At 51.1% G+C, this 25,873-nt stretch carries 14 protein-coding genes and 1 riboswitch; of the genes, 4 read left to right on the top strand and 10 right to left on the bottom strand.

All coding sequences use genetic code 11. The annotated features are described in order from the left end of the window. Window positions 1–308: 308 nt before the first annotated feature. Entirely contained in the window at window positions 309–4,097 is a 3,789-nt protein-coding gene (locus ACFOE0_RS19085; protein WP_248934188.1) for a S8 family serine peptidase, read from the top strand. A 165-nt stretch (window positions 4,098–4,262) separates the two neighbouring features. Further along, window positions 4,263–8,114 carry a S8 family serine peptidase gene (locus tag ACFOE0_RS19080; protein ID WP_248934187.1) on the top strand — a complete coding sequence of 1,284 codons (3,852 nt, stop codon included), beginning with the start codon at window positions 4,263–4,265 and terminating at the stop codon, window positions 8,112–8,114. 93 nt (window positions 8,115–8,207) lie between these two features. Here ACFOE0_RS19080 and ACFOE0_RS19075 read toward each other — a convergent pair whose 3' ends face one another. The 3 genes from ACFOE0_RS19075 to ACFOE0_RS19065 all read right to left on the bottom strand — a co-directional run bounded on the left by ACFOE0_RS19075 (window position 8,208) and on the right by ACFOE0_RS19065 (window position 11,529). Next, window positions 8,208–9,320 (bottom strand): succinylglutamate desuccinylase/aspartoacylase family protein, encoded by a 1,113-nt coding sequence (locus ACFOE0_RS19075; protein ID WP_248934186.1) that lies wholly within the window; start codon window positions 9,318–9,320, stop codon window positions 8,208–8,210. Beyond that, entirely contained in the window at window positions 9,317–10,672 is a 1,356-nt protein-coding gene (lysC, locus tag ACFOE0_RS19070) for a lysine-sensitive aspartokinase 3 (protein WP_248934185.1), read from the bottom strand. Before lysC ends, ACFOE0_RS19075 begins: the two co-directional genes overlap by 4 nt. Window positions 10,673–10,804: 132 nt before the next feature. Further along, window positions 10,805–10,981: riboswitch (Lysine riboswitch) on the bottom strand. Between the two features lie 116 nt (window positions 10,982–11,097). After that, on the bottom strand, window positions 11,098–11,529 hold the full coding sequence (locus ACFOE0_RS19065) for a DUF3293 domain-containing protein (protein ID WP_248934184.1): 432 nt from the start codon (window positions 11,527–11,529) through the stop codon (window positions 11,098–11,100). 584 nt (window positions 11,530–12,113) lie between these two features. On the opposite strand from ACFOE0_RS19065, the gene arcA reads away from it, so the two are divergent. Next, the gene (gene arcA / locus ACFOE0_RS19060; RefSeq protein ID WP_115138103.1) at window positions 12,114–12,830 is read left to right on the top strand and encodes a two-component system response regulator ArcA; all 717 of its coding nucleotides are present in this window, start codon (window positions 12,114–12,116) and stop codon (window positions 12,828–12,830) included. A gap of 335 nt (window positions 12,831–13,165) precedes the next feature. On the opposite strand, the gene ACFOE0_RS19055 is transcribed toward arcA, so the two are convergent. Then, the gene (locus tag ACFOE0_RS19055; RefSeq protein ID WP_248934183.1) at window positions 13,166–15,439 is read right to left on the bottom strand and encodes a S9 family peptidase; all 2,274 of its coding nucleotides are present in this window, start codon (window positions 15,437–15,439) and stop codon (window positions 13,166–13,168) included. Between the two features lie 174 nt (window positions 15,440–15,613). Between ACFOE0_RS19055 and ACFOE0_RS19050 the strand changes: the two genes are divergently transcribed. Further along, window positions 15,614–16,606 carry a class 1 fructose-bisphosphatase gene (locus ACFOE0_RS19050; protein WP_248934182.1) on the top strand — a complete coding sequence of 331 codons (993 nt, stop codon included), beginning with the start codon at window positions 15,614–15,616 and terminating at the stop codon, window positions 16,604–16,606. Window positions 16,607–16,648: 42 nt separating this feature from the next. Here ACFOE0_RS19050 and ACFOE0_RS19045 read toward each other — a convergent pair whose 3' ends face one another. The 6 genes from ACFOE0_RS19045 to ACFOE0_RS19020 all read right to left on the bottom strand — a co-directional run bounded on the left by ACFOE0_RS19045 (window position 16,649) and on the right by ACFOE0_RS19020 (window position 25,848). Further along, entirely contained in the window at window positions 16,649–17,731 is a 1,083-nt protein-coding gene (locus tag ACFOE0_RS19045; RefSeq protein WP_248934181.1) for a rhomboid family intramembrane serine protease, read from the bottom strand. Window positions 17,732–17,749: 18 nt separating this feature from the next. Continuing rightward, entirely contained in the window at window positions 17,750–18,337 is a 588-nt protein-coding gene (locus ACFOE0_RS19040) for a hypothetical protein (protein ID WP_248934180.1), read from the bottom strand. A 215-nt stretch (window positions 18,338–18,552) separates the two neighbouring features. After that, a complete protein-coding gene (locus tag ACFOE0_RS19035) occupies window positions 18,553–19,812 on the bottom strand; it encodes a dicarboxylate/amino acid:cation symporter (protein ID WP_248934179.1) in 1,260 nt (419 codons plus the stop codon). 493 nt (window positions 19,813–20,305) lie between these two features. Continuing rightward, window positions 20,306–21,526, bottom strand: coding sequence for a phosphoenolpyruvate carboxylase (locus ACFOE0_RS19030; protein ID WP_248934178.1), 1,221 nt, complete (start codon window positions 21,524–21,526; stop codon window positions 20,306–20,308). Then, on the bottom strand, window positions 21,523–22,176 hold the full coding sequence (locus tag ACFOE0_RS19025) for a condensin complex protein MksE (protein WP_248934177.1): 654 nt from the start codon (window positions 22,174–22,176) through the stop codon (window positions 21,523–21,525). Before ACFOE0_RS19025 ends, ACFOE0_RS19030 begins: the two co-directional genes overlap by 4 nt. Next, the gene (locus ACFOE0_RS19020; protein ID WP_248934176.1) at window positions 22,177–25,848 is read right to left on the bottom strand and encodes an ATP-binding protein; all 3,672 of its coding nucleotides are present in this window, start codon (window positions 25,846–25,848) and stop codon (window positions 22,177–22,179) included. Window positions 25,849–25,873 lie beyond the last annotated feature (25 nt).

Genomic DNA, 25,873 nt, shown 5'->3' with positions numbered 1-25,873 from the left:
TCGAAAGTGAACTGTATCTATACATAAATCGTATTAACACAGTTGTTAACCGAATGTTTATTTTATGGTAAATAGTGTTTCCTTCCTCTCAAATTGATAGAGAGGAGGCATAAAAAAACCAATCGCCATCAACCATTAGTGGTTAATCCGGCTCTAAAGGTGAATAGCCACCCTCATCAGCTAAAGCTACCAATGAGGAAGGTCACTGAGCCTAGGCCCCTCCACCTAAGGTGATAAAGGCGAATCATAAAAATAAAGCAGATACTCCCTCCCTGGGAAGAATCTGATTAGATGCAAGGAAGGTAAAAGTGAAAACCAAAATCGCAATAGCGGTCTCCTCGGCGCTGATTTCATCAGTACTGAGCCATACTGCCTACTCTCAGGAAGTTCGCATTACTGAGCTAAATAAAAGCGATGTAATATCAAAAAAGATCCCAAAATCCACTACCAAGTCCATTCAGCAAAGCGGTCCAATACAGCCGGTATTCATCCCGGAAGCGGGACTGGACAACAAGGCTTATCGCTATATTGTTCGGATGAGTGAAAGTCCCGTCGCCCTTTATGAAGGTGGAGTTGAAGGCTACGCCGCAACCGCCACTGCCAAGTCAGGTCAAAAGCTGGATGTAAGTAGCCACAACGTTAAAACCTACCGCAACTATCTTAAAAGCAGCCAGAATAACGTTCTGAAAACTGCCCAAGAGGTTGTCGGTAACCTTAATGTAAAACAGCAAACGACTCTTGCCTTTAACGGCCTGGTCATTGAGATGACCCAGGAACAAGCCAAAAAACTGGCCAGCGTTCCAGGGATTGCCCATATTTACCGCGAAACACTGCGGCGCCCGACGACAGACTCAGGCCCCGCTATCATTAAAGCTCCCGCTATCTGGAACGGTGATATAGATGGTGTCCAGAGCAGAGGCGAAGGAATGATTGTCGGTATCATTGATACCGGTATTAACACAGATCACCCCTCTTTTGCCGATATCGGCGGCGATGGATATGACCACACCAATCCTTGGGGGCCGGGGGTATATTCCGGCGATTGTGTAGAAGACTTCCCAGAGTTATGTAACGACAAATTGATCGGTGTTCATAGCTGGCCTGAGATTACTGATGAATACGCTGACTATGATCCAGATGTGCCTGCCAATGGTGAAGATCATAACGGCCATGGGTCTCATACAGCTGGCACTTCTGCGGGTAATGTCCTGATAAACCAAAATGTCCCCGACGTAGATAACAAAGATTCAGGTGTCATTTTTGAACATGTTTCAGGCGTTGCGCCACATGCCAATATCGTCTCGTATCAGGTGTGCTATCCAGGCGAAGATGATGCAATTCGATTCGCTGGGTGCTTACCATCTCTGACAGTATTAGCCGTTGAACACGCTATAGAAAGTGGTGTTGACGCCTTGAACTATTCCATCGGTGGAGGCTCAAGTAACCCATGGAATGATGCCGATGCCCTGGCATTTCTGGCGGCCCGTAAAGCAGGTATTCATGTAGCCACTTCCGCTGGTAACGATGGTCCAGAGCCAAGCACAGTAGGCTCACCAGGTGACGCTCCCTGGATTACCTCAGTTGCGGCCTATACCCACGACAGAGACTTCTCCGACAAGACCCTTGATGGATTTACCGGCGGTGATACCACTGCACCGGAATCCTTGACAGGTAAGGCAATGACGGCAGGTGTATCCGGCTCTATCGTTTATGCCGGTGATTTCACCAATGCCAATGATCCTGGTAACGATCCGGCCCAGTGTTTACAGCCCTTCCCGGAAAATACCTTTGAAGAAGGTACAATTGTCGTGTGTGACAGAGGAGAGATTGCCCGCGTAGATAAAGGCCGCCACGTTCAAGCCGGCGGTGCAGCAGGACTGGTGCTGGCCAACATTCAGGGCGAAGCTACCAGTGTAGTTGCTGACGCTCACGTTATTCCAGCAATCCATATTGATGCAGATCAGGGTGATACACTGCGTACCTGGCTGGCATCAGGAGCCGATCACACAGGCACTATTGGTGGTACAGAAGTCATCCACGATGAAGCACTGGCCAAAATTGCCGCTGGCTTTACATCCCGTGGACCAAATGCGTCAGTTCCTGACGTCATTGCTCCATCAGTTGCTGCCCCCGGGGTGCGTATTTTCGCCGCTTATGCCGATGACCAATCTGATGGTTTTAAGGAATTCCCGGATCCAAGTGATTTTGGTTTTCTCAGCGGTACCTCGATGGCCAGCCCCCATGTGGCAGGTGCCCTTACTTTGCTGGCTGCAACCCGCCCTCACTGGACTCCGGCCGAAGCGCAATCAGCTCTGATGTTGACTGCGGACCAAGGCACCTTTAAAGAAGATGGCACGACACCTTCTGATTTCTTCGATATGGGTGCCGGTTATATTGATGTCAAAGCTGCTGCTCAGGCTTCCTTGGTGATGAACGAGACTCAGGTTGGCTACCTCAGCGCCAATCCGGCTCAAGGTGGTAAGCCATCGCAAATGAACCTTGCCTCAATCGCTAATGCAAGCTGTGTTGGTTCATGTAGCTGGACTCGTACCGTCAAGGCGACTCAAGATGGAACCTGGGTAGCCGCAGCTTTGGGTGCTGCAGATGGATTCAAGCTGGATGTCCAACCAACCAGTTTCGAACTGAAAGCTGGCGAAACTCAAGAACTGGAGATCACTGCCGATATCACTCTGGCTGACGCAGGATGGCATTTTGCCAACATAGGGCTGATTGCTGAAAATACGCCAATGTTGAAGATACCTGTCGCAGTCAAAGGTGGTGGCGACAACCTGCCGGACAGCTTTGAAATAGTGGCAACGCGGGATTCAGGTTCTGTCACTTTGCCTGGCTTTATCGTCAAAGATCTGGACGCAATCGCCAGTGTCGGTGCTTATGATAAATCTGCAGAGATAGCAGGACCATATACACTGGCAGTTCCAGATGGCAGCTTTGATTTTGTCGGGTTGGAAATTCCTGCTCTATCGAACGTTGTCTTCAGTCTTTCTTCCGAAGCGGCCCCCGACGTTGATATGCGTGTATTTAACTCAAGTTTCCAGCTGATTGGGCGAAGCGCTGGACCGGACTCCAACGAGCAGGTCGCGTTTACTAACGTTGAGGCGGGGGTCTATTACATAGTCGCGGACGCTTACACCCCATCAGCACCGGGGGCAACCGATGAAGTAACCGTCAGAGTCACTTCCATCGAGCCGGTAGAAGAGAACCTTTCTGACAGCTTGGCTGTCACCGCAACCGAGCAGGAAAGTGGTTTCGACCTGACGTTCAACTGGTCTTCAGCGGTGAATGCTGCAGGTGTTGTGGTCATTGAAGGTGAAAATGGTAACAGCAAAACCGTTGCATATACTCTGAGCAGAGGCGAAAACGACGTCACTCCTATGACTGAAGCTCTGGTTGAAGAGATGGTGCCAGGCGAAGCTGCCACTGTGGGCTTCGATATCAAGCCTAACCTGTCAGTGGAAGATAAGACCTACACTTTGACAGCAACACTGCCAGAGGGACATGAAGTATCTGATATCAGCCATGGTGGCGTAATGTCCGGTAGTATTATTTACTGGTCAATTAACCTGCCAGCGAACACCTCAGCTGAAAATGCAGAAGTGAACTTCAAACTGACGCCTCGTACTCCAGGGGAAGATATGGAACTGACGCTGAGTCACACTACCAATGGCGATGCAGTCGAGTCCAACCACACCTTTGGCGTACTTGAAGCCGCTCCAGAAGTGGTAATAACTGGACCTAAAGGCGCCTATGCCGGCGATGCAGTGACTCTGGATGCGTCTGACTCAAGTGACGCCAACAATGATGAGCTGGAGTTCACATGGACTCAAACTTCAGGAGCTCAGGTTGACTTCACAGCTGATGGCGCTTCACTCAGCTTTACCTCTCCGAACGTGACAAGTGATGCCAGCGTAGTATTCAACCTGTCTGTCACCGACGGAAAGAGCGACCCGGTTGAGTCCTCCTACGAGTTCACTGCAAAACCACAGCCAGTATTGGTAGTGGATAATGGCGGCGGTTCCATGGGCTGGCTGACTGTACTGCTGTTGCCTCTGGCAATGCTGCGCAGAAAGTTTAAGTAACTTTTCAGTGCCAATATAAACAACGTTTGGTGAAAGAGAGGCAAACTTGCCTCTCTTTTTATTTTCTCGCTCCCTCACTCTCCGCTTTTGTTTGTGCTACAACAGTCTTTATACCGTATAAAAATTCAGCGTTCTCTACCGGATTAAAACACAAGGAAAAGCAAAGTGAAGTCTCCCATTGCAACAGCTGTTTCGTTGGGTTTGCTCAGTGCCGCAAGCATGGCTCAGACAATCACCCCAACTTCGCATTCCACAGAAGTCATTGAGTTCAGACAACACTCCAAGCCCGCTTCCTTGAGCAACAAGGCTAAAGTCGGTGAAAGGGTCATTGTCGAACTGGAGTCCAGCTCGCTTGCCAGTGCATTTGGGAAAAGTCTCGGTTTTGATACTCAAGCCACAACCTTTACTGCTGCCCACTTAAGCCACAGGTACAAAATTAATAAAGAGCAAGCGGCATTCAGCAAGCAGATATCCAGTGACTTCCCGCAACTCAGGGTCACCCAAAAATTCGATACGGTACTTAATGGTGTTGTAGTGACAGGTGACCAGGTTGATCTAAAAGCACTGGGATCCTTACCCGGAGTAAAAGCGGTTTATCCCGAACGCTTTTACCATGCGCAATTGGATGCTTCGCTGAATACCATCAAGGCCGAAGCTATGTGGAATGCAGTTAACGGCATTGATAATGCAGGCAAAGGGATAAAAGTTGCCATTATCGATGGCGGTATCCGGCCGGAAAACCCTATGTTCAGTGGTAGCGGCTTCTCCGCACCTGCCAGTCGTCCCAATGATGACTACTGCGCGACTACAGACGCTTCATTCTGTAACAACAAACTGATTGTTGCCCGCTGGTATAACCCCACCTTTACCGTATGTAGCGATGAACATCTGAGTCCACTGGATTGGGGCGGACATGGGACTCATGTCGCAGGCACGGCCGTGGGTAATCCTGTTACCGTCACTCAAAATGGTGAGCAGTTATCTTTATCTGGCGTGGCGCCAGCCGCATATCTCATGGTGTACAAAGCCCTGTTTGCCGATGAAGGCTGTGGAGGAGGCGTAGGAACCAATATTATGCTGACCCAGGCCCTGGAGGACGCGATAGAAGATGGCGCCGATGTTATCAACAACTCCTGGGGAGGTGGCGCGGGTGAGTCACCGGATAACAGCGTCTATAAATCGATATTTGAAGCCGCCGAAGCCGCAGGTGTTGTCGTAGTCTCAGCGGCAGGAAACGATGGCAACAATCCTCAAACCATAGGCTGTCCGGCCTGTATTGAGTCTGGTATCGCCGTTGCAAACAGCACCACTGGACGTATCTATGCCAACAGATTCAGCATTGGCAACCAGGCATTTACCGCTATCAATTCAAACAGCAGCGCTACGTTCAACCAGGACATCAGTGCCTCCGTCATCGCAGCTGTCAATCTTGATTCTGCTAATGAGGAAGGTTGCAGTGCATGGTCAGCAGGCAGTTTCACCAACAATATAGCGTTAATATCGAGAGGCACATGCACCTTTGAAGACAAGGCAATACTGGCCAGTAATGCCGGAGCCATCGCCATGGTGGTTTATAACAACCAAGCGGGTGCCCCCATCACAATGCACATGCCGGACGCTCCTATTCCCGGAGTGATGATCTCAAACCTCGATGGCGCAACCACTCTGGACTTGCTGGGCAACAATACTCAGGGAACTATCTCGGCCGCCGTCACCCGAACCCAATCCGATAGCCTTGCAGATGTGATCAATGCCAGCAGCTCCAGAGGCCCCAATGGCAATCCGGACTTTTTAAAGCCTGATATAGCCGCCCCGGGTACAGCGATCCTTTCTGCCGTCTCTCCGGAAACCGCCAGCGGTTCCTTTGGCTTTAATACGGGCACCAGTATGGCCAGTCCTCATGTCGCGGGTGCTGCAGCTTTGATGAAGCAACTGCATCCTGACTGGTCAGCGGTAGATATTAAAACTGCGCTAATGAGTACCGCCAAAAGCAAGGATATAAAAGACGATGATGGTTCAACCCCGGCAACACCATTTGCCATGGGTGCCGGCAGGCTTGACCTGGAAACAGCTTCTCAGGCGCTAATCACTTTTGATAAGGGCTCCTATTTGGAAGGAGCCTGTGTCTCCAGTTGCACACTTACCGCCAGAGTATTCAGCAAATCATCTCAATCCACCAGCTGGACACTGTCCGCCAACTCAGAGCAATTTGCCATCACGGTATCCCCGAGTAGCTTAACGCTACCTGCTGGGAGTAACGCGGAAATAGAGATAGATGTGGATACAGGCCAGTTGTCGAACAGTGATTGGCTGTTTGGTCAGGTAAGCCTGAGCGGAGAAGGGCAAGCTGTCAGATTACCGGTTGTGGTGCTTCCCGGTGAAAGTGATGACAGCAGCCAATTATCTATCATAGAAACAGGTTCGGATCTGACCTCGTCCGATGACATTGCCATGACAGTGTCAGTTAATAACAAAACGTTTTCTGGCGCAGTCACCCTGGATACCTATGCGCCAGCAGGAACCCAAATCGATTCTGCGGATGATGTAAACCTAAGCGTTACTGCAGCAGAAACCACGCGCTTGGATGTCGATACAAACACAGGACAGATCCGTTGGCAGGGTGATGTAACTCCGGGAGGATTCGGAATTACTCCCGTCAGTGGCAACAGTTTTGCCAGTATCTACGAGAATGGTGCCAGTGCCATCAGCTGCAGCGGCGGCTGTGATGATGTGGGCATAAGTATTACCACACCAGAGTTTCTATACCACGGCAGCCCTTATACCGAGTTAACCATCAGTGATAATGGCCTCTTGGTTGTTGGAGGCGGAGACACCTCCACCACAGCCAACAACCGCCGCTTGCCTGGTACAGAGCGACCCAACAACATTCTGGCACCTTTCTGGACAGACTTTGATCTTGATGGCACTCAGGATAATGATTCAGGCGGAGGTCTGCTGGCAACCGGTGAAGTGCTTGTCGATGGCCAGAACTATTTCGTGGTCGAGTGGTATAAAGCCAGGCCCTACAACGACAATGCTGGCAGAGAATACAGCTTCAGTGTCTGGATAAACACAGGCAGCAACGAAGAGATATTCTTCAATTACATAGATCTGGCCTCCCTGCCACTCAGCTTGACTATCGGCGCCGAAGATATCTCAGGGAATGAAGGCAGTAGTTATCACTTTAATACTGATGGAGAAACCGTCAGCAGTGGCCAACGTCTGAAGGTAAATACCCAGCCGGGAAGCCTGCTATCCCTGACCTTCCCTGTTACCCAAACTGGCTTCAATCCCGGCCAGGCCGACAGTATCAGTCTGCAGGAAGACAGTAGCGTTAACTTCAATGTGCTGGATAACGACGGTCCAATTACCCGTCAGGCCAAAGCAGAGTTGACTGATGGTATGTCGACACTCAAGGCACAACGTCTGATCACTATTTCACCCACAGGTGAATTGGGAAATGTTGAGCTTGTAACTTCTCCTCAGCATGGCTCCCTGACGCTGCAAACCAATGGCGCAGCTAGCTACCAGCCTGACGAGAACTACTTCGGAGAAGACAGTTTCAGTTACCGGGTGACAGATGACAGCGGTCTGCCCAGTGACACGACAAGTGTTTCGCTTACGGTCAATAACGTCAACGATGCGCCGCAGGTCAATGACTTCACCACCAGCGCCAATGCCGGTAGCAGCGTCGAGCTGAATGCCGATGCTTCAGATGCCGATAATGATACGCTCACCTACAACTGGACTCAGACATCCGGCACTCAGGTGTCAGTCACCAATTCGGGCAGCAGTATTAGCTTTACCGCACCGGCCAGCGGAACACTGGTGTTTGAACTGACAGCGTCCGACGGACAGGTCACAAGTAATACCGGCAGATATCAGGTCAATATCGTCAGCGCCCCGACTCCGCCTTCAGGCGGCGGAGACTCTGGTGGTGGAGGTGGAGGTGGTGCTGTGGGGTGGTTAATTGCTCTGTTGTTACCATTGCTCTGGCGAAGACGATTGGCAGAATGAAAGAGGAGAGGCTTCGGCCTCTCTTTTCTTTGCAAGGGAAAGGTGAAACTAACTCCTCGTGGCGCTCTGGCTTGAGAGCACCGTCACCAGGGTCTAACTCAGCCGTGTATATTTGGTCATCACCTTGTACAACTCGGTTCCCTGATAAACAGACGCCGAAGCAAAGTGCAAAACCGGGATGCTATCTTCCGGCAAACAGAGGGTTTGCTGCTGTTCGCTTTCACCAAATCTGTCTGGCCGTAAAATCCTCACCAAAGGTTCTCCTGCTGACAAAGGTGTTCCCGGTGCAGCCAGATACTCCACCAGGCCGCCCATCGGTGAGTGAAATTTACGATAGTCTGCCAGGGCGCAGCTGTACCTTGCCATGGCTTTGGGCTCAATATCTGCTTTGATAACACCGCGGTTTGCCAGAAAAGCCAGAATGCCTTCACAGTCATCTGCAGCATCCTGCATATCAATGCGTTCCTGAGAACCCAACTCCAGAGTATATGCCTCGACTGCAGGGGTCATCGTCATCCCCCTGGACACCACGTAGTCAGTCAATTGCCACCAGGGATAAAAGGCTGCCTCATCCATGGCGCCACCAAACTCATTGGGCATCATTAATACGCAGGGAATAGAGAACAAGCCAGCGGCATCCCGGGTGTATTCAGGGCAGTACAGATGTTTACAGGACTTGGGGCCGGTATGCAGATCCAACACAATATCGGCCTCGTGCGCCATTAACTGCAGACTCAGCGCCAAACGTCGCCCGGTAGTGACACCCCATGGTGAGTCAAGTTGCTGATGGCAGCTGTTCAGCAGGGACTGACGATAGGCTGCAATAAACTGCTCTGTCGGCAAATGTTTGTGCGCCTCAAACCAGTCGCTTAATGAGGGAGTGAGATCCTGATATTCCCGGTTCCAGTTAACACCGGTTATCGGATCAAACCGCCCCAGCGTAAACTCTCCGCTTTTCTGATTAATTCCCAAAGGGTTAGCTAGTGGAACAAGGGTAATATCCCCTTGCAGTTCCAGTTTTTCCAGCTGTTTCATCAGCTGGAAAATCACTGCATTCCCCTGCACTTCAGCGCCATGAACATTAGCCTGAATATAAACCCTGGGCGCATTACTGTCGGTGCCGGCAAAACGATAAACAGGAATCGTCAGTTCATGGCCTGTTGCCAGCTCACCTATCTTTTTAGTGTTTCTGGTCCAATTGCTCATGCCTGAGTCTCAAACAAATTGGTGTGCAGCGCATCAACCACAGCGGCGGCATCCTTTTCATCCACCAAAACACACAGGTTGTGGGGGCTCGCCCCCTGGCAAATCATACGCACATTAAAGGGCTCCAGCACGGTAAACACAGTACAGCAAACCCCTGGTGTGGTGGCAATCCGGTTACCGATAATCGCCACCAATGACAGATTATCTTCTACTGAAACCCGACAGTGCTCCGCAAGCTCCTGCATCAGGGCTTCACTGAGTAAACCTGCGCCAGTGCTGTCTGAGCCGGTTTTATCCAGGGTCAGAGAAACGTTAACCTCTGACGTGGTAATCAAGTCCACAGAGATCCTGTGTTTGGCCAGGGTAGCAAAGATGTGGGCCAGAAAGCCCTGAGCATGGAGCATCTGTAAGCTGTGAAGGTTAAGCAATGTCTGCGCACGACGCACAGCCACCGCCCGGTAGACCGGAGCATTCTCTACCTGATGACGAATCCAGGTGCCCCCCTTTTCCGGTTCACGACTTGAGCCGACGAATACCTGAATCTGCCGGCGCACCGCAGGCAAAATCGTGGCCGGGTGCAACACCTTGGCACCAAAGGTAGCCATTTCCGCGGCCTCGTTAAAACTGATCTCCGTCAGCGCTTTGGCGCCGGAAGCCAGTCTGGGATCTGTGGTGAAAATGCCGGGAACATCGGTCCATATCTCCACAGCATCAGCACGCAATGCCTCGGCCAACAAAGCCGCGGAATAGTCACTGCCACCACGCCCCAGGGTTGTGGTCTCACCATGCTCATCTGCGCCAATAAACCCCTGAGTCACCACCAGAGAATCCTGCAACAGAGGAACCAGGGCGTTGGCAACCAATGTCTCGATCTGCGCGATTTGAGGCTCTGCGCGACCAAAGTGGGAATCGGTACGCATCACTTTGCGTACATCAAAGCTGGTTGCCCGGGCTCCCTGCTCCCTCAATACCGCTGCAAACAGCAGTGAAGAACACATCTCACCGGTAGACAGTAACGCGTCCATCAGGGACTTGGCGCGGTTGAGCACCAAAGACTCACTGATGACAGCCATCTGGCTGAGCAAACGATCCAGCTCTGATGCTACCTCGGACGGTCGTCCAAGCTGATCAAGAATGCCATACTGAATGGCGGCAACTGACTTGATAAGCTCCAACCTGCGCTCATCGGTCAGATTAGCCTGAGTCAACTCAACCAGCAGATTGGTCACGCCACTTGAGGCACTCACCACAACCACCCTGGTTGCCGGGTTATCCAGCACAATCGCCGCACAACGGCACATGGATTGGTAATCAGCGACAGAAGTGCCACCAAACTTTGCTACAACTGTCATTGAGGCCCCTCCATGGCTGGAGGTGCGAAAGGGGAAACTGATTTGAATTTGTAAAACATGACACTATCTCCGAACTCACTTCGTTCGAAGAGCCTGGTGCAGCTATCGCAGCCCACGGGAGGGAAACAATGAGTCACCAGAAGCTCTCCACCAAAATACAGGTGACAGTCGACAGGATTCAGCCTGCCCGACCGATACCCAGCATCACAAAATGATGGATATCTCGGCGTTAATCCCCCTGAGTGAGATTCATAACGGGGTTTGTGCCCCTGTTCTCACCTGCCTGGTTAACGCTCCTCTTCTGTGTTCACTGCAGTTTCATCTACAGCGAGGTTAAAAGTTATCAATCCAGATTAACAAAAGTCAATCAATGTTTAATCTTGGACAAAATAATTCAACTTCACTGCCGTTAATTGACAATAAATTTAAAATTCCAGTTCGGGTAATTCGCTGACCAGCTGCGCTTTGGCAGAAAAATCACCTAATTCAATAGAGTCCTCACTGCACAGGCATGGAAGCAATAACAGGCGTCCGTTATCGACATAGTAAATTGCCAGTTGGTTGAACTCCCGCCCCAATTCGAGCCCGCTTTGGATATCACAAAACAGTGCCCAGCTCTTTTCCATATGTTGGAGATCCGGGCTGGCGCCAATCACACTGCGATAAGGCACTTTCATGGTATCAATCTCTGCTTGTAACCGTCTGTCATACAACAAATTTTGACAACTGGACAAGTTTTCCCCCATGGGGTTAAACGCGGTAACTATGGCAAAGGAAGAATGAGGAGAGAAGGGTTGGGTAAGCAAGAATATGCTTTGTTGATAATACTGCCAGAGTGTCGAAGATAACTGAGTCATGATTAACTTGTGTTTTATCTAAGCCCGCATCAGTTTATCCAGTTCCTCAGCAAACGCCAAGTATTTGTGACGCTAATCACATTGGCATTAAAAACAATTCCAAATAAATTCAGTGAGTAATGAAAATTAGATGATACAGATCACGGCATTGGAAGTATTTTTTAACATTTAATTTGTTAACAAATGCCTAAAACGAGTACAATAGCCGAGTCTGCTAACTAACCTTCTGAGCGCAAGTGAAAATCGCTTTCGTTACATCTAACCGGACGGGTTAATTGGCAGTCGGAGAGTTGTACAAATTGTCATCGGTTGGAAAATACAAAACCAACCATCACAAAGACACAACGACTGCGGAACTATTCGCATTCAAGTGCATCGAAGATTGTACAACTACGCAATGACCTGTACTCACCCTGGTCGATTGCAAATGGGCTAATCATGGAGTGAGTCGCCGTCCAATCCCTTCTGCATAGAAGAACACTCGCGATATCTTTAAGTTTTGTACGCGCTTGTTGAGGAGAGCTTTCTCTCGGACGACTGTTTAATGGTTAGCACAGCACCACATTGTTAATTAGGTAAATAGCATGCAAAACCCGCACATTCTGATCGTTGAAGATGAAGCAGTAACCCGTAATACCTTAAGAAGCATTTTTGAAGCCGAAGGATATGTGGTCACTGAAGCCAATGACGGCGCAGAAATGCATAAAGCTTTGCAGGAAAACAAAGTTAATCTGGTTGTTATGGATATCAACCTGCCAGGTAAGAACGGTCTGCTGTTGGCCCGCGAGTTGCGTGAGATCAATAACATCGGCCTGATCTTCCTGACCGGTCGTGACAACGAAGTGGACAAGATCCTGGGTCTTGAAATTGGCGCGGACGATTATATTACCAAGCCGTTCAACCCACGTGAGCTGACCATTCGTGCCCGCAATCTTCTGACTCGCGTAAATAGCGCAAGCGCTGAGGTAGAAGAAAAGAGCTCTGTAGAATTCTACCGTTTCAACGGTTGGACTCTGGAAATCAACAGCCGCTCTCTGATCAGCCCTCAGGGTGAATCTTTCAAACTGCCACGCAGTGAGTTCCGTGCCATGCTGCACTTTGTAGAGAACCCAGGCAAGATTCTGAGCCGTGCTGACCTGCTGATGAAGATGACCGGCCGTGAGCTGAAGCCACACGACCGTACTGTGGACGTGACTATCCGTCGCATCCGTAAGCACTTCGAAAGCCAGCCTGACACTCCGGAAATCATCGCCACTATCCACGGCGAAGGTTACCGTTTCTGCGGCAACCTGGAAGACTAATTCCAGTTTGACCGTAAGCCAAAAGAGCCAGCTTAATGCTGGCTTTTTTATTGGCTGCGCTCCTTAAAACAAAGGCACCTGATTAGGCAATGCTGTTGGTTTAAGAGAGGCCCCCAAGAACAAACGCTAAAAACTTGAACCACGAAGAACGCGAAGGGCACGAAGAAAAGCTAAGTTCTTTTTTGCTCTTACAACCCCGTCCTTGGACTTGAGCCAGTTCACCGTCCTTGGTTCTCGCTCATAACCATATAACTTCGTCATATTCGCCGTGTTCTCTGTGCAGTGAGCGAAGCGAACGCTTCGTGGTCGCGGCTTTTAAAGCCAAAACCCTACCGTTAGTTATTCGTTTTTAACTGACGGTCCAGAAAATCGGCCATAGAGCGATACAGATGAGTTCTGACCTTTTCGCCCCGCATTGAGTGCTTAGAGCCAGGGTAATCAATCATCTCAAACAACTTACCCTCATCCTGCAGCGCCTTATAAAGACGGGTTGAGTTCTCAAACAGCACGTTATCATCCGCCATACCGTGATAGATCAACAGCCCGCGCTGGTAGTTTCCGACATAAGGGAAAACGCTGGCACTCTGATAACCCGTTTTATTGTCCGCAGGATGCCCCATATAACGTTCTGTGTAATGGGTGTCGTACAATGCCCAATCAGTTACCGGTGCACCGGATATCGCCGCCCTGAAGTAATCAGGGGCTTTAAACTGGCTCATCAGCGCCATATAGCCGCCGTAGCTATGGCCATAAATAGCGATACGGTCATCCATGACATAAGGCAGGGTACGCAAATAATCCACACCCGTCTTTTGATCCTCTACTTCTGCATCACCCATATTGCGGTATATCACCTGCTCAAATTGGGTGCCCCGGTTGGCACTGCCACGGTTATCCAATTGAAACACCAGATAGCCCCGCTGCAACAGGTGCTGGGTAAAGTAATCATGTTCGCTCCAACTGTTGGTGACCAGCTGGGCATGGGGACCACCATACACACGCACGACCACAGGATACTGTTTTCCTGCGTCAAAATCCGCAGGTTTGTGCAGCCGGTAATAGAGATCCTGACCATCTTTGGCCTTGATAGCACCAAACTCAGGCAATTGCCACAGGCCAAAATAGGTATGCAGCGGATGCTCGTCGTCCACGGCATTTTGCTCTACCCATTGACGCATTTCGCCGGTTTTGGCGTGTAAGCTAATTTGTGGTGGCTGTCCCAGGGAGCTGAAGTAGTCCAGATACACTGGGCTCGCCTTGGCAAACACAGGATTATGCATGCCAGCTCTGGTACTCAGGCGACTGATACCTTTCTCCGGTGCGCTTAAGGAAACACGATAGATGTGACGCTCCAGAGGCGTGTCTTTACGACCGGAGAAATAGACTTCGCCACTGTCTTCATCAACATATTCAATATCGTCCACACTCCAGTCACCGTCTGTCAGCTGCTTGAGCAGCTTGCCATTCAGATCGTACAGATACAGGTGCTTAAAGCCGTTGCGCTCAGATGCCCAGATAAAGGCATTTTGTTTTTTCAGAAAAGTCAGATCATCGTTGAGGTTAAGCCAGGCATCACTGCGCTCAGCAATTAACGTCTCAGGCTTATCATTTGAACGGGTATCCACCACTCGCAGGTCCAGCGCTTGCTGGTTTCGGCTCTGCCACTGGAAACTCAAATGACGACTGTCGGGTAACCACTTCACCCGTGGCAGATAGATATCCTGCTCTTTGCCCAGGTTGATCCAACGGGTTTTGCCATCCTTGAGCTGCACTGTGCCCAACTCGATCAACACATTGTTTTCACCAGCATAAGGATATCGCTGCTCGGTCAGCTTAATTCCATCGGCATAGATCTCATTGCGGGTAACCAGCTCAACCGGCGATTCATCAATACGGGTAAAGGCGATAGCCGACTCATCCGGCGCCCACCAGTAACCTGTCATGCGCCCCATCTCCTCCTGAGCAACAAACTCAGCCATGGCGTTCTTGATTGGGCCGCCGCCATCTTTGGTCAGTTGAGTCACCTTGTCAGAGGCCAGCTCCATCACATAGAGGTTTTGATCGGCCACCCAGGAAACAAAATGCCCTTTGGGGGACAGACGTGCATCAGTAGCGAACCCCTCTCCAGTCTCCAGCAACCGGGTTTTACCTGTGGTCATATCATGGTGATATAACTTGCCGGAAGCAGGAATAAGCAAAGCCTGGCTGTCAGCCGCCCAGAAGTACTCCATGATGCCCTGACCATATATGCGCTGGCGCTCACGCCTTGCTTTCTCTTCATCCGAAAGCTCACCGGACGCCAGCTTGTCAGCATTGAGCAAACGGCTGCGTTTACCGCTTGCCACATCTATCTGCCACAGGTCATAGAAGTGTTGATTATCTTCGCGGGCAGCCAGAAAAGTCACCAGCTTGCCATCAGGAGATAACTTGAGACCACGGGGACTGCTACCGGCCAGCGCCGGAGAAGCATGCATACGCTCGATGGCCAGCTTGGTCTTGTCTCCCTGAGGAATAGGTAGAGTATCTGTCAGCAAGGGCACCGCCTTAAGTTGTACCGACATTGAAGCCATCAGCAGGCCAAGCGCCGGAGAGATCCATTTTTGTTTCATTATTATTCCCTGGATACAGAATTGCGCCCCCATTCTGCATGATTTTACGCCAGCGTCCAGTCGGGGAGATTTGCCGTCACTGTGTAAAAGTCAGCCCCCTGCACTGTTATTTTCAACTTGCTGAGGTATGATCTGCGCCAGAAAAATCCAGCTTTTATGCTTTAAGGACTAACCATGCAGACTCTGGCCCAACATCTTCAACAACAAGCTATTCCCGAGTCACTGACCCAGCTGCTGCTGACGTTGGCTGACACCTCCAAATCCATCAGCCAGGCAGTTCGCCACGGTGCGCTGGCGGGTATTCTGGGCGCCACTGAACAGGAAAACGTTCAGGGCGAGACCCAAAAGAAACTGGACGTTATTACCAATGACATGCTCAAAAATGCTCTGCAGGCGTCCGGTCATGTCCGTGGTCTGGCTTCCGAGGAAGAAGATTATGTGGTGCCTGTGAGTGATGCCGGTGAATACCTGGTGTGCTTTGACCCACTGGATGGCTCTTCCAACATTGATATCAACTCTCTGGTGGGTACCATCTTCTCCGTACTGCCGGCGCAGGCAGGTGAATTGACAGAGCAGAGCTTCCTGCAGTCGGGTCGTCAGCAAGTGGCTGCCGGTTATGTACTTTATGGCCCATCTACGATTCTGGCGCTGACCGTTGGCAAAGGCGTCAGCTTCTTCACTCTGAATCCGGACAGTGGCGCCTTCCTGCTGACCCAGGGTGATGTACAGATCACCAAAGACACCGCCGAATTCGCCATCAATATGTCGAACCAGCGCTTCTGGGAAGCACCAATGCAAACCTATATTGCCGATCTGCTGTTGGGTAAAATCGGTCCCCGCGAAAAGTCATTCAACATGCGCTGGATTGCTGCCATGGTGGGTGATGTTCACCGCGTGCTGTGTCGTGGCGGTATTTTCACTTATCCCACTGACAACAAGAACCCGGAAAAACCATACAAACTGCGCTTGATGTATGAAGCCAACCCTATGGCTTTCCTGGTTGAGCAGGCTGGCGGTAAAGCAACTACAGGCTATCAGACCATTTTGGATATCCAGCCTGAAGCAATTCACCAGCGTGTGGCCGTGATTCTCGGCAGCGCCAACGAAGTCGATACCTGCCTTGAGTATCACGCTGAGGATTACAGCGGCGACGAGCCTACCCTGTAACAACTAAAAAGCCCCGCACTGCGGGGCTTTTTAATATCGAGGTTAACGACTGATCTTCACCTCAGGCTGATTCAGCAATGACAGGGTGGGATTTCTTTCCATGATTCCCTGCTTCATCTTCCAGCCAATAGCCAATCCTGCAACAAAGCCGCCTATATGGGCCCAATAAGCCACGCCCGGTCCTCCAAAAAGTAACCCGAGGAAATTGAACAGCAGCCACAGAGCAAAGAACATCTGAGGACTAAGCTTCTTTTGGTATATCAGAAACATAAATGTCAAACTGGCATGCCTGAACCACATCAGATACATACCAAACAAACCCGCAATCGCACCACTGGCACCCACGTTATAAATCATCGAAGCAGGGTCTGCAGCAATTTGCGCAAACGCCGCGACCAAACCACAGGCCAGATAGCTCAGCAAATAATTCCTCCGTCCCATGGCGTCTTCCAGGTTATCCCCCACCACATACAGAAAATACATATTGCCAATGAGATGCATCCAGCCACCATGCAAAAACATATGTGTCAGCAAAGTCCATGGCTCAGACATATCCATTACCTGAGCCGCCTGGATAGACAAGTGTTCATAAACCCACAGAGTGTTCTTATTACTCATGCCATACATGAGAAAAATAAGCACATTAAGCGCGATAAGTGTGTAGGTTACCCAGGGCGTGATTTTCGGCTTAAGGTTAAATTCCACCGGCATCTGCGACAGGAACTGGAATATCCAGGTTTTAAAGCCGACTTTGCCGTTAAGCTCACCCACCAACTGTCTCACCTTGGGGGAACTGACCACCTTCTCCCGCTCATGGCCCTCAATAAACACACCACTGCACTTGTGGCACACCTCAACCTCAAGTTGAAACTCTTCCATCAGGTGATAGCGCTCAAGAGGAATATCGCAGTGGATACAGTGGATTTGAGTTTTACCCAGGTGTTTGCCCAGATTCTCTTCTGCTCTTACCGCATCGTCATCATTGTCAGCGGTCGACAGGGCAGAGTTGAGTTCACCATTTTCAAACCAGAGACCACCACAGTGATGACAACAATCCACCTCTTCGCCATGAAACTCAAAGGCATCCAGGGCTCTGTCAGCACATACGGGACATTTTAATGCCATGATTCAGTCCTCTTTTTGTTACTCGAGCGTCATGCCTGCCTTAGTCAAACTGGTTTCCAGTTTTTCATAGCTGGTCTTGAGTTCGGGCAAGACTGTGTCTGTCATGGACTGGTTCAGCTCCAGCAACTTACCCGCACCGAAGCGTGACCCTATGGTGCGAGTCTCAATTTTCTGCACTATGTCATCGACCTGCAGATAGTAACGGCGTATTTCGGAGAGCACTGGAGTCGGGGTTTCCAGAGTAAAAGGAGAATACTTCATGTTTTCCCATATAAAAGTCCCCATAGCCGGACTGTTGTTCTTTAAATCATATGGGGGGTTGGTCTTGAGCATGTTGGCGTACGCCTCCACCACGGCAACATTATCCTGCACTTCATCGTACAGAGAGCGACGCAGGTAATAATTGCTCTGCTTGTTGGTGAGGTTGTCAAAGGCAATGGCCTGGCTCAGACCTTCCTGGGCTGCCAGAAACACACCCAACACAGTAGCCAGCATCATAAATATCTGTCCCACCCAAAAACTGGTTTTGGTCAGCTCCCGGTTATCCAGTTTAATTTGAGGTTTTGCCTTGGTTTCTACTGTTACCTGCTCTTGTTCTTCTGCCATCACTGATACTCCATATACTCCCAAAGGGGGAACACAAATGACGCAACAGTATATTAACAACTCGAATTGATACAAGCGCACGGGCTAAAGAGGGGAAGAATCTACTAGCAAAGCATCGTAAGTTAATACTAAAGGGTAAGTTCTGTTGACGATTCGCATTGACCTACAAATCAAAAAGGGACCCTAAGGTCCCTTTTGAGTATCAGTCAGTTTTATCAGGCTCTGTCGGCCAGCGCCTCGGGCGCTTCAACATGATGTTCCTTCTCAGTCTGATCTACGATAGTCAGCACCGCGGTATCGCCCACAACGTTACAGGAGGTCAGTATCATATCGATCAGGCGGTCCAGTGCAGCCACCAGAGCAAAAGCTTCAACCGGCAAGCCCATTTGGTGGATCATCACACCAATCATCACCATACCGCCACCCGGCACACCACCTGCGCCCACTGCCAGCAGGAAGATAGAGAACAGCACTGTCGGCAACTGCTCCATAGTGATTGGCGTTCCAAAGGCGTTAGCGATAAAGAAGATAGCCACAGTAATGTAAATTGCCACACCGCCCATGTTCATGGTCGCGCCTAATGGCACGCCGAAACCGGCAACAGCTTTATTCACGCCCAGCTTTTCAGTCAGGGTACGCATGGTCACCGGAATGGTTGCATTGGAGCTGGCGGTGGAGAAAGAGAACAGGATCTGCTCCTGGGTTTTCTCGCGGAAGGTCTTGGCGGATATCGGCGTAAAAAGACCCACAGCCGCCGGATACACAATAAATACCCACAGCACCAGCAGGCCGATAATTAACCCCAGATATTCCAGCACACTGAAGAAGACTTCAGCTTCCAGGGTCGCGCCCAGCTTAAACATCAGTGCAAATACACCGATAGGCGCCAGCTGCATCACCACGGAGATCAGCTTCATCATGATCTTGTTGCCTGTCTGGAAGCCCTTAACGGCACCGGCAACAGTATCTCCCATGGACTTCATCACACCACCCAGCAGCAGTGCCATAAAGATCACCTGCAGCATGTTACCTGAAGTGAATGCCTGAATTGGGTTGCTTGGCACTATACCGACTATCAGCGCCATCAGGTTGGGCAGTTCAGTAGCGTTAATGGTCACGCCGGTGGCACCACTCATATCCACGCCCTCACCCGGACGCAGCAGCAGACACACGGCCAGTGCCGCGGAGATACCGACTATGGTGTTGATAATATAGAAACCAAAAGTCTTGCCACCGAGGCGCCCGAAACTGCGCAGATCCTGCAGTTCACAAACACCACAAACGATGCTGAAAAATACCAGTGGAACCACCAGCATCATGATCATATTGACGAACATGGTGCCAACGCCTGAAGCGATATCCACCAGAGTACCGGAGAAGAAGTGAAGGTCGGAGAGTAGATACTGGACCATAGAGCCCAGGATCACACCGGCGAACAGACCGATAAAGATCCGTGCAGAGAGTGATTTCAGCATAGTGTGTTACCCCTGATTGTGCTTGTTGGCCAATGAATGGCTCTACTTCCTCGGGGTTTAAACCCCTGATTTTTTATAATTTCGGCTGGGATAGTGAATCATGCTGGCAGGAAGATCAATCACACAGGCAAAGAAAAGTGTTGAAACACACAGGTAACCCGGTAAAGCCAAAACCAAATAACCAATAAAAATCAATACATTGAGCGCCAAGAACAAAACCATCACAAAATCAAAACTTTTACCTGACCAACAAATTGATAACCAAGTAAAAACAGAAACTTAATAAGCGACAGCCAAAGCATCTTTTAAAAAAGCCAAAAACAGCACAACTCACCACCAAACATTAGCAATGCAGTTAGGCTGTCCAAGCAAAACAAAATGAAAGGCGAGATCTGTCACGCTTTAACTGACAAACATTCCAGCTAAAACCATAAAAAAGGGCTGCCCCAAGGCAGCCCTGTTGATATCAATGACACACTTACGCCTGTGACGGTTAAGCCATCCACAACTCCACATCGCGGATAATAAAGTTACCTGTATACACAGGATGCTTATCGCCAACAGGCTCCAGCTCGAAGAAGCTGCGATACTCTTCCGACAGGCCGTCATAGCCGCAGATCACCTGATACAACCAGTTCTCACTGTCCCAGGGCAGATCGTTGGCCTGCAGGTATTCCAACGCCGACTGACGCACACCTGAATCAATCACAGCGCAGAAATAATCATCCACTGCCTGCTTGAGCGGGTTGTCCGGTACATCGAACTCACCGGCATCGGTCAGGGCAAACGCAGTGTCTCCGGCCTGTGGCTTGGCAACCTCAGGCAGATGAGTAATGGACTTGATGCGGGACACCAACTCCATCAATTCATGCTCCTGCACCGTGTTGTGCACATCCACTGCCGCCGGAGCCAAAATGCCCTCGGCACGGTTAAACAGCACAGGCACCTGCTTATGGGCCACATGGTCCATAGGACGATAATCAGGGTGCAACTCGGTATGCAACAACCACCCCTTCAGCAGGCGGGTACGGCCACGAATTTGACGGAAACGTCCCAGCAGTTCCAGCAAACGTGCCTGCACCACAGACAGCTCCTGAGCGCAGCTGCTCAGGGTATCCTGCAGCGTCGTCACCAGCAGACGGCGCAGCTCGCGGTTATCACCGGCCAGCTCAGTCAACTCGTTGAAATGGAACATCTCCAGACCGTTGAGCAGTTCGGTCACCTGGCTTTGAGCCAGTTCGTTTTCACGAATCTTGGCATTCAGGGTGCCAACATAACCAAATTCATTGTTGATACGGCCCCACAGCACCCGGATGGCATATCTCAGGCTTTCAGTAAAGGCGTACACATGCTCGTTAAGGTCGGCCAGATAGGCTTCTGCTGCGCTGTAGTCCACCCGCTGCCGGGCTTCTTTATAGTGCTCAGCCAGGGTTTTGATGGTAGCCATGGCTGAGCCAACATTGGCATCGATCTGACGGTTACGCTCATCACTCAAAGCCTCTTCCAGAAAGGCTCTGATGGTGCGCTTAAGACGCAGCGGTTGATCAGCCTCAGGCTGCCACAGAATACCGGCCTTCAGCAGCTTGTCGATAACACCCGGCTCATGCTGGCTCTCGTTGACCTCACCCGACTGATAAACGTCCATAACAACATCAGAATGGCGGGCCAGCTGTTTAAGCAGCTTAACGCCGGCCGAATGCAGATTAGAACTCATATCAGCTCCCGTTGACTGCTGGCTGTCTCAGCCTGAGCCTCCAGCTGCAGACCTTCAGTTTCATCGATAAAGCGGATCACCTCATACAGGTAATCCAGTTTACCGGTAGCAAGATAGATCTGCTTTTCGCTGTTGGGGCGCACCAGGTAACCGAGCTCCACCAGACGACGGAACACCAGCTTAATCTGGTTATCCACCTGAGTACTGGTGGAGCCAAACAGGCGATACTGACTCAACTTGGCCAGCTGCTCACGAAATGCCGGAGTATCTTCAATACGGCCCTGCAGCTCGGTCAAACGAATTGCTGCACCTTCGGTCAGCGGTGCATCCTGGCCCGAGGCCTCCTGCACCAGTACCAACCACTCCACCATGGGAATAAGCGCACTGCAGATATCCTTGAACTGGCTGGAGATCACCTTGCGTTCATTCTCACCCAGTTGCAGATAGCCGCAGAAATAGACTTCACCATCCGCTGCCGATGCCAGGGTACGGTTAATCTGGTTCAGGTAAGCTTCCACCTTCTCGCGCATGGCACCACTTTGCAGCGCGCGCCAGCCATCTTCATCCGTGGTCTTACAGATAAACTGTCCCTTGAGCAGGCGCTCCACCAGAGTGCCCATGCCGACCAATACCACTTGTTCCTGGCTCATTTACACGGCCTCCTGAGACATTCTCTGCTTCAGCTTTTCAGCCAATGGGTTCGCCTTGGGCTTAACCACCTGCAGCTTACGGGTTTGTTTATTGATAATGTAACGGTTGGCGAACAGGGTCAGTACTTCTGACTCAGGGTTCGGGAAGGCACCCAGTACCGAGATATTGTTGTTCTCACAGGCATCGAAAATCTTCTTCACGTTACCATGGTGCAATGTGCCCAACTCATCGATTGGCCAGTGAATGGTCACTTCGGCGCGACCACGCAGCAAACGGGTAAACGCCAGCAGGAACTTACACAAAATCAGGTAAGCCATACCATGACTGGAAGACTCATTCAGCTGACGGTCGGTACGGATAATCAGATCTGAATTGCCCTCTTTCAGGCGAAGTTCAATCTCCAGCAGCTTGGCAATACCGCCGGTCAGTGCGCTGCGACCTATGATGTCCAACGCACGGCGCATGGAGTTGATATAGTCCTCATCCGGCAGGCCATTGAAGCCATCGCTCTTCCAGCGTTTGAACGCCTTCACAAAAGCTTCCAGCTCAGGCCAGAACTCCAACTCACTGATGCGGGAACGAATACGTACCGCAGACTCTGACACCCCATCCAGGAACAACTCTTCACCCACTTCACGGGTAATACGAGCGCTCTGGCTGGCAATACGACGGTCGATATCCGCCAGTACTTCGTAGTAAGCGGTCAAATCCACACCGAAAATACGGCCCTGCTCCCGCAGTGCCATCATGGACTGAGGCACCATCACATTCAAAAGTTGCTCCAGTGCCGGGACCAGTTTACGGTAATCCAGCAGACGAATGCCCTTGTCATTCACAAAGCTGGACTCTTCCCGGGCTCGCTCCCAGGTCTCGGCCAGACTTGAGCCTGACTTGGCAGCAATCACGGTATCGAAGTGCTCCACGTACTGCTTCACTGAGCCCAGTAGATAGTCACGCTTCAGCAGCAGATCTTCACCCTGACGCAGACGCTCACCCAGGCTGCCAACCGCTTCTTCATTTGTGACTGGCAACTTAAGATCAGCCAGCTTACGCATCAGACTGCGCAGCTTGGTCAGGTTCTCAGAAGCTTCTACCTGAGCGGCATCACTGTCGCGACGTTGCTTCTCAAGCTCTGTGCGCCTGGCTTTTACTTCGCTGGCTTTGGATTTGAGTTGAGCTTCCAGCTCAGTGGCGATACGCTTCACTTCCACCAGCTGCTCGGTCAGTTTTGGCTTACGTACACGCCAGGTGTGCTGATACCAGTCGTCGTATCTCAGGACTTCACTACGACGCTGCTCAGCCTTACCGATGCGGCCTTCCAGATCCCGGATTTCGCGTTTAAGGGCAACAATTTTGTCCTCGTCCACGCCACGGGATTTAAGTTCATTCTTGTACCAGGTCTCACAGGCTTTCAGTTCGCTTTGAGTATTCTCGCGACGGCTGTTGATACTGGCTTTAACCTGAGCAATTTGTGCTTCCAGCGCGCCCACCACTTCCTGCCAGTAAGCCTGCTTTTCCATACGGGCTTCCAGGGCGTTGGCTTTGTACTCTTCCAGCCACTCATCATGACGCTGTTTAAGCTGCTTCTGCTCGCTTTCAATCACGGTCAACTGCTTGGCAGACAGGGCTTTACGCTGTGCCAGCATTTCGTTGATTTTGGCCTGGGCAGAGCGCTTCTCATCCAGCAGACGACGCAGATCATCACGACTGTTCTGGTAAGCGGTACGGGCAAAAGTCAGTTCACGGCTGAGCTTATCCAGCTCGGCATTAACCGCCACCAGATTCTCTTCCGCCTGCTCCTGCAGCTCTTTAGCGCTCTTCAGCGCTTCTTCAGCCTGCACAAAGCGGGCACGCAGCTCCTGCTCAGAAGCAGCATATTCAGGTACATCCAGCGCTTTCAGATCCAGCTGGATACCGAACAGGGACTCACTGTCCCCCCCCACAACCGGACGCAGATCTGTGCGGTGCAACAGCTCAGGGGCAATCACCTTACCCAAAGTCTGTTCCCAGCCAGAGGCTTCTTTACGCAGGTATTCCAGCAAGGTATGAGACTGTGGGAACAGCATCTCTTTGAGTTCATCCAGACCGCTCTGGCGCTCGTTTACCCTCAGGCTGGCCTGACGCAGGGCTTCGTTGGCCTGATCGCGACGGGCGCGCAGCTTGCGCTCCTCGGCTGCGACACGGTCAACCTTGGCATTGCTGGCTTCCTGGGCCTCGTCGGCCTGGGAGATACGCTCATCGAAGACAGCCAGCTCCAGCTTCTCATCTTCTGTGTAGGTAACACTGTCGACCTTGAGCTTGAGCTCCGCAGTCTGCAGCTTAAGTTGGTACTCCTGCTCCTGGAACCTGGCCTGACCCGCCTGCAGTGCTTCACGACCTGACTCTGCCAACGTTTCCATATCGGCGCGAGCCAGTTCACGCTGGCGGTCACGCTCTTCGCGGGCCTCTTCCTGCTCCTGATGCAGAGATTCCAGCGCGTTATTCAGTTGCTCACTAATCTTGCTGCGACGGGCGTTATAAGCGGCTTCAATATCCTGGTGCTTATCGGTCAGCAACTTGTGACGCTCAGACAGGTTCTCCAGATCGGCACGCCAGTTCGGCAGGGATTCCAGATCCTGCTTGGCCTGCTCGATATCGGCATCCAGAAAAGCGCTGTGCTGATCGTCGATGGCATTAAGCTCATCTTCAAACTTGGCCATATCCCCTTTGGCAGCTGACAGTTCCAGGTTGAGCTCATCACGCTCCTCCTTCCACTGCTCATCCAGCTGCTTCAGTGCCAGATTGACCTCTTTGGACAACAACTGCTGTGAATCCTGACGCTCCACCTCTGTGGTCTCATCATGGCGATAGCCTTTGCCCAACGTCGCCAGACGCAGTTCGCTGCTCTGAAGCTGGTCAAACTCCTGCTCCAGCTTTTCAAATTCCGGACGTATCTGCTCAAAGCCCTGAATAAGCTGGCTTTCTTTAATCCAGGATTCAACACGCTGTGGATTGATTCGGGAGCTTGGCGGATTAACCCCATCCTCTTCCAGAATGGCGGCGATCATTGACTTGACCGTCTCCATCTTGCCCTCTTTGGAGTGCACCGCCTTGGCCAGCTTTTCGATGTGGCGCAGTGAATGCTCGGCCGCACACAGGGCAAACTGATTGGCGTAACCACGCAGTTCGCTGCGGTTACCACCAGTGCCCAGCAAAGTCCGGTCATTCTGGATAATGGCGCGGAATTCACGGGTATTGAGCAGATTGGTCACACTCACGCCCTTGCGCTTCATCTCACGGCCCAGCTCCGCCATGGTGTGGCACAAAATGGTGTCGCCGTTACGCTGTTTGACATAGTCTTCCAGGTCGAAGCCTTTGGCGATAAAGCGGTAGTTCACCCCTTTACCGTCACCGGCAGAAGCCAGTACAGCCTGATACAGCAGGCCATCTTCTTTACGGTATTCGTAAACTATGTAGCTTGATTCTCTTGGCAGGTACCAGCGCTCAAAGCTGTCACGGGTTGAAGGCACTACGCGACTGGGATATTCACCGTAAAATACCGGCACCAGACGCTGCAATGTGGTCTTCCCCGAAGCATTGGTACCACAAATATTGGTGTGGCCATCAAGTGCCAACTCAACCACCCCGGGCAGGTGGGTGTCTATCAGCACAATTCGAATCAAACTGGACATGGCTTTCCTTAAATGAATGATTTGG

The organism is Shewanella submarina, from assembly GCF_042646185.1.
Lineage (GTDB): Bacteria > Pseudomonadota > Gammaproteobacteria > Enterobacterales > Shewanellaceae > Shewanella > Shewanella corallii.
The sequence above is the reverse complement of the archived record's forward strand: the minus strand, read 5'-3'. Positions and strand labels throughout refer to the sequence as shown.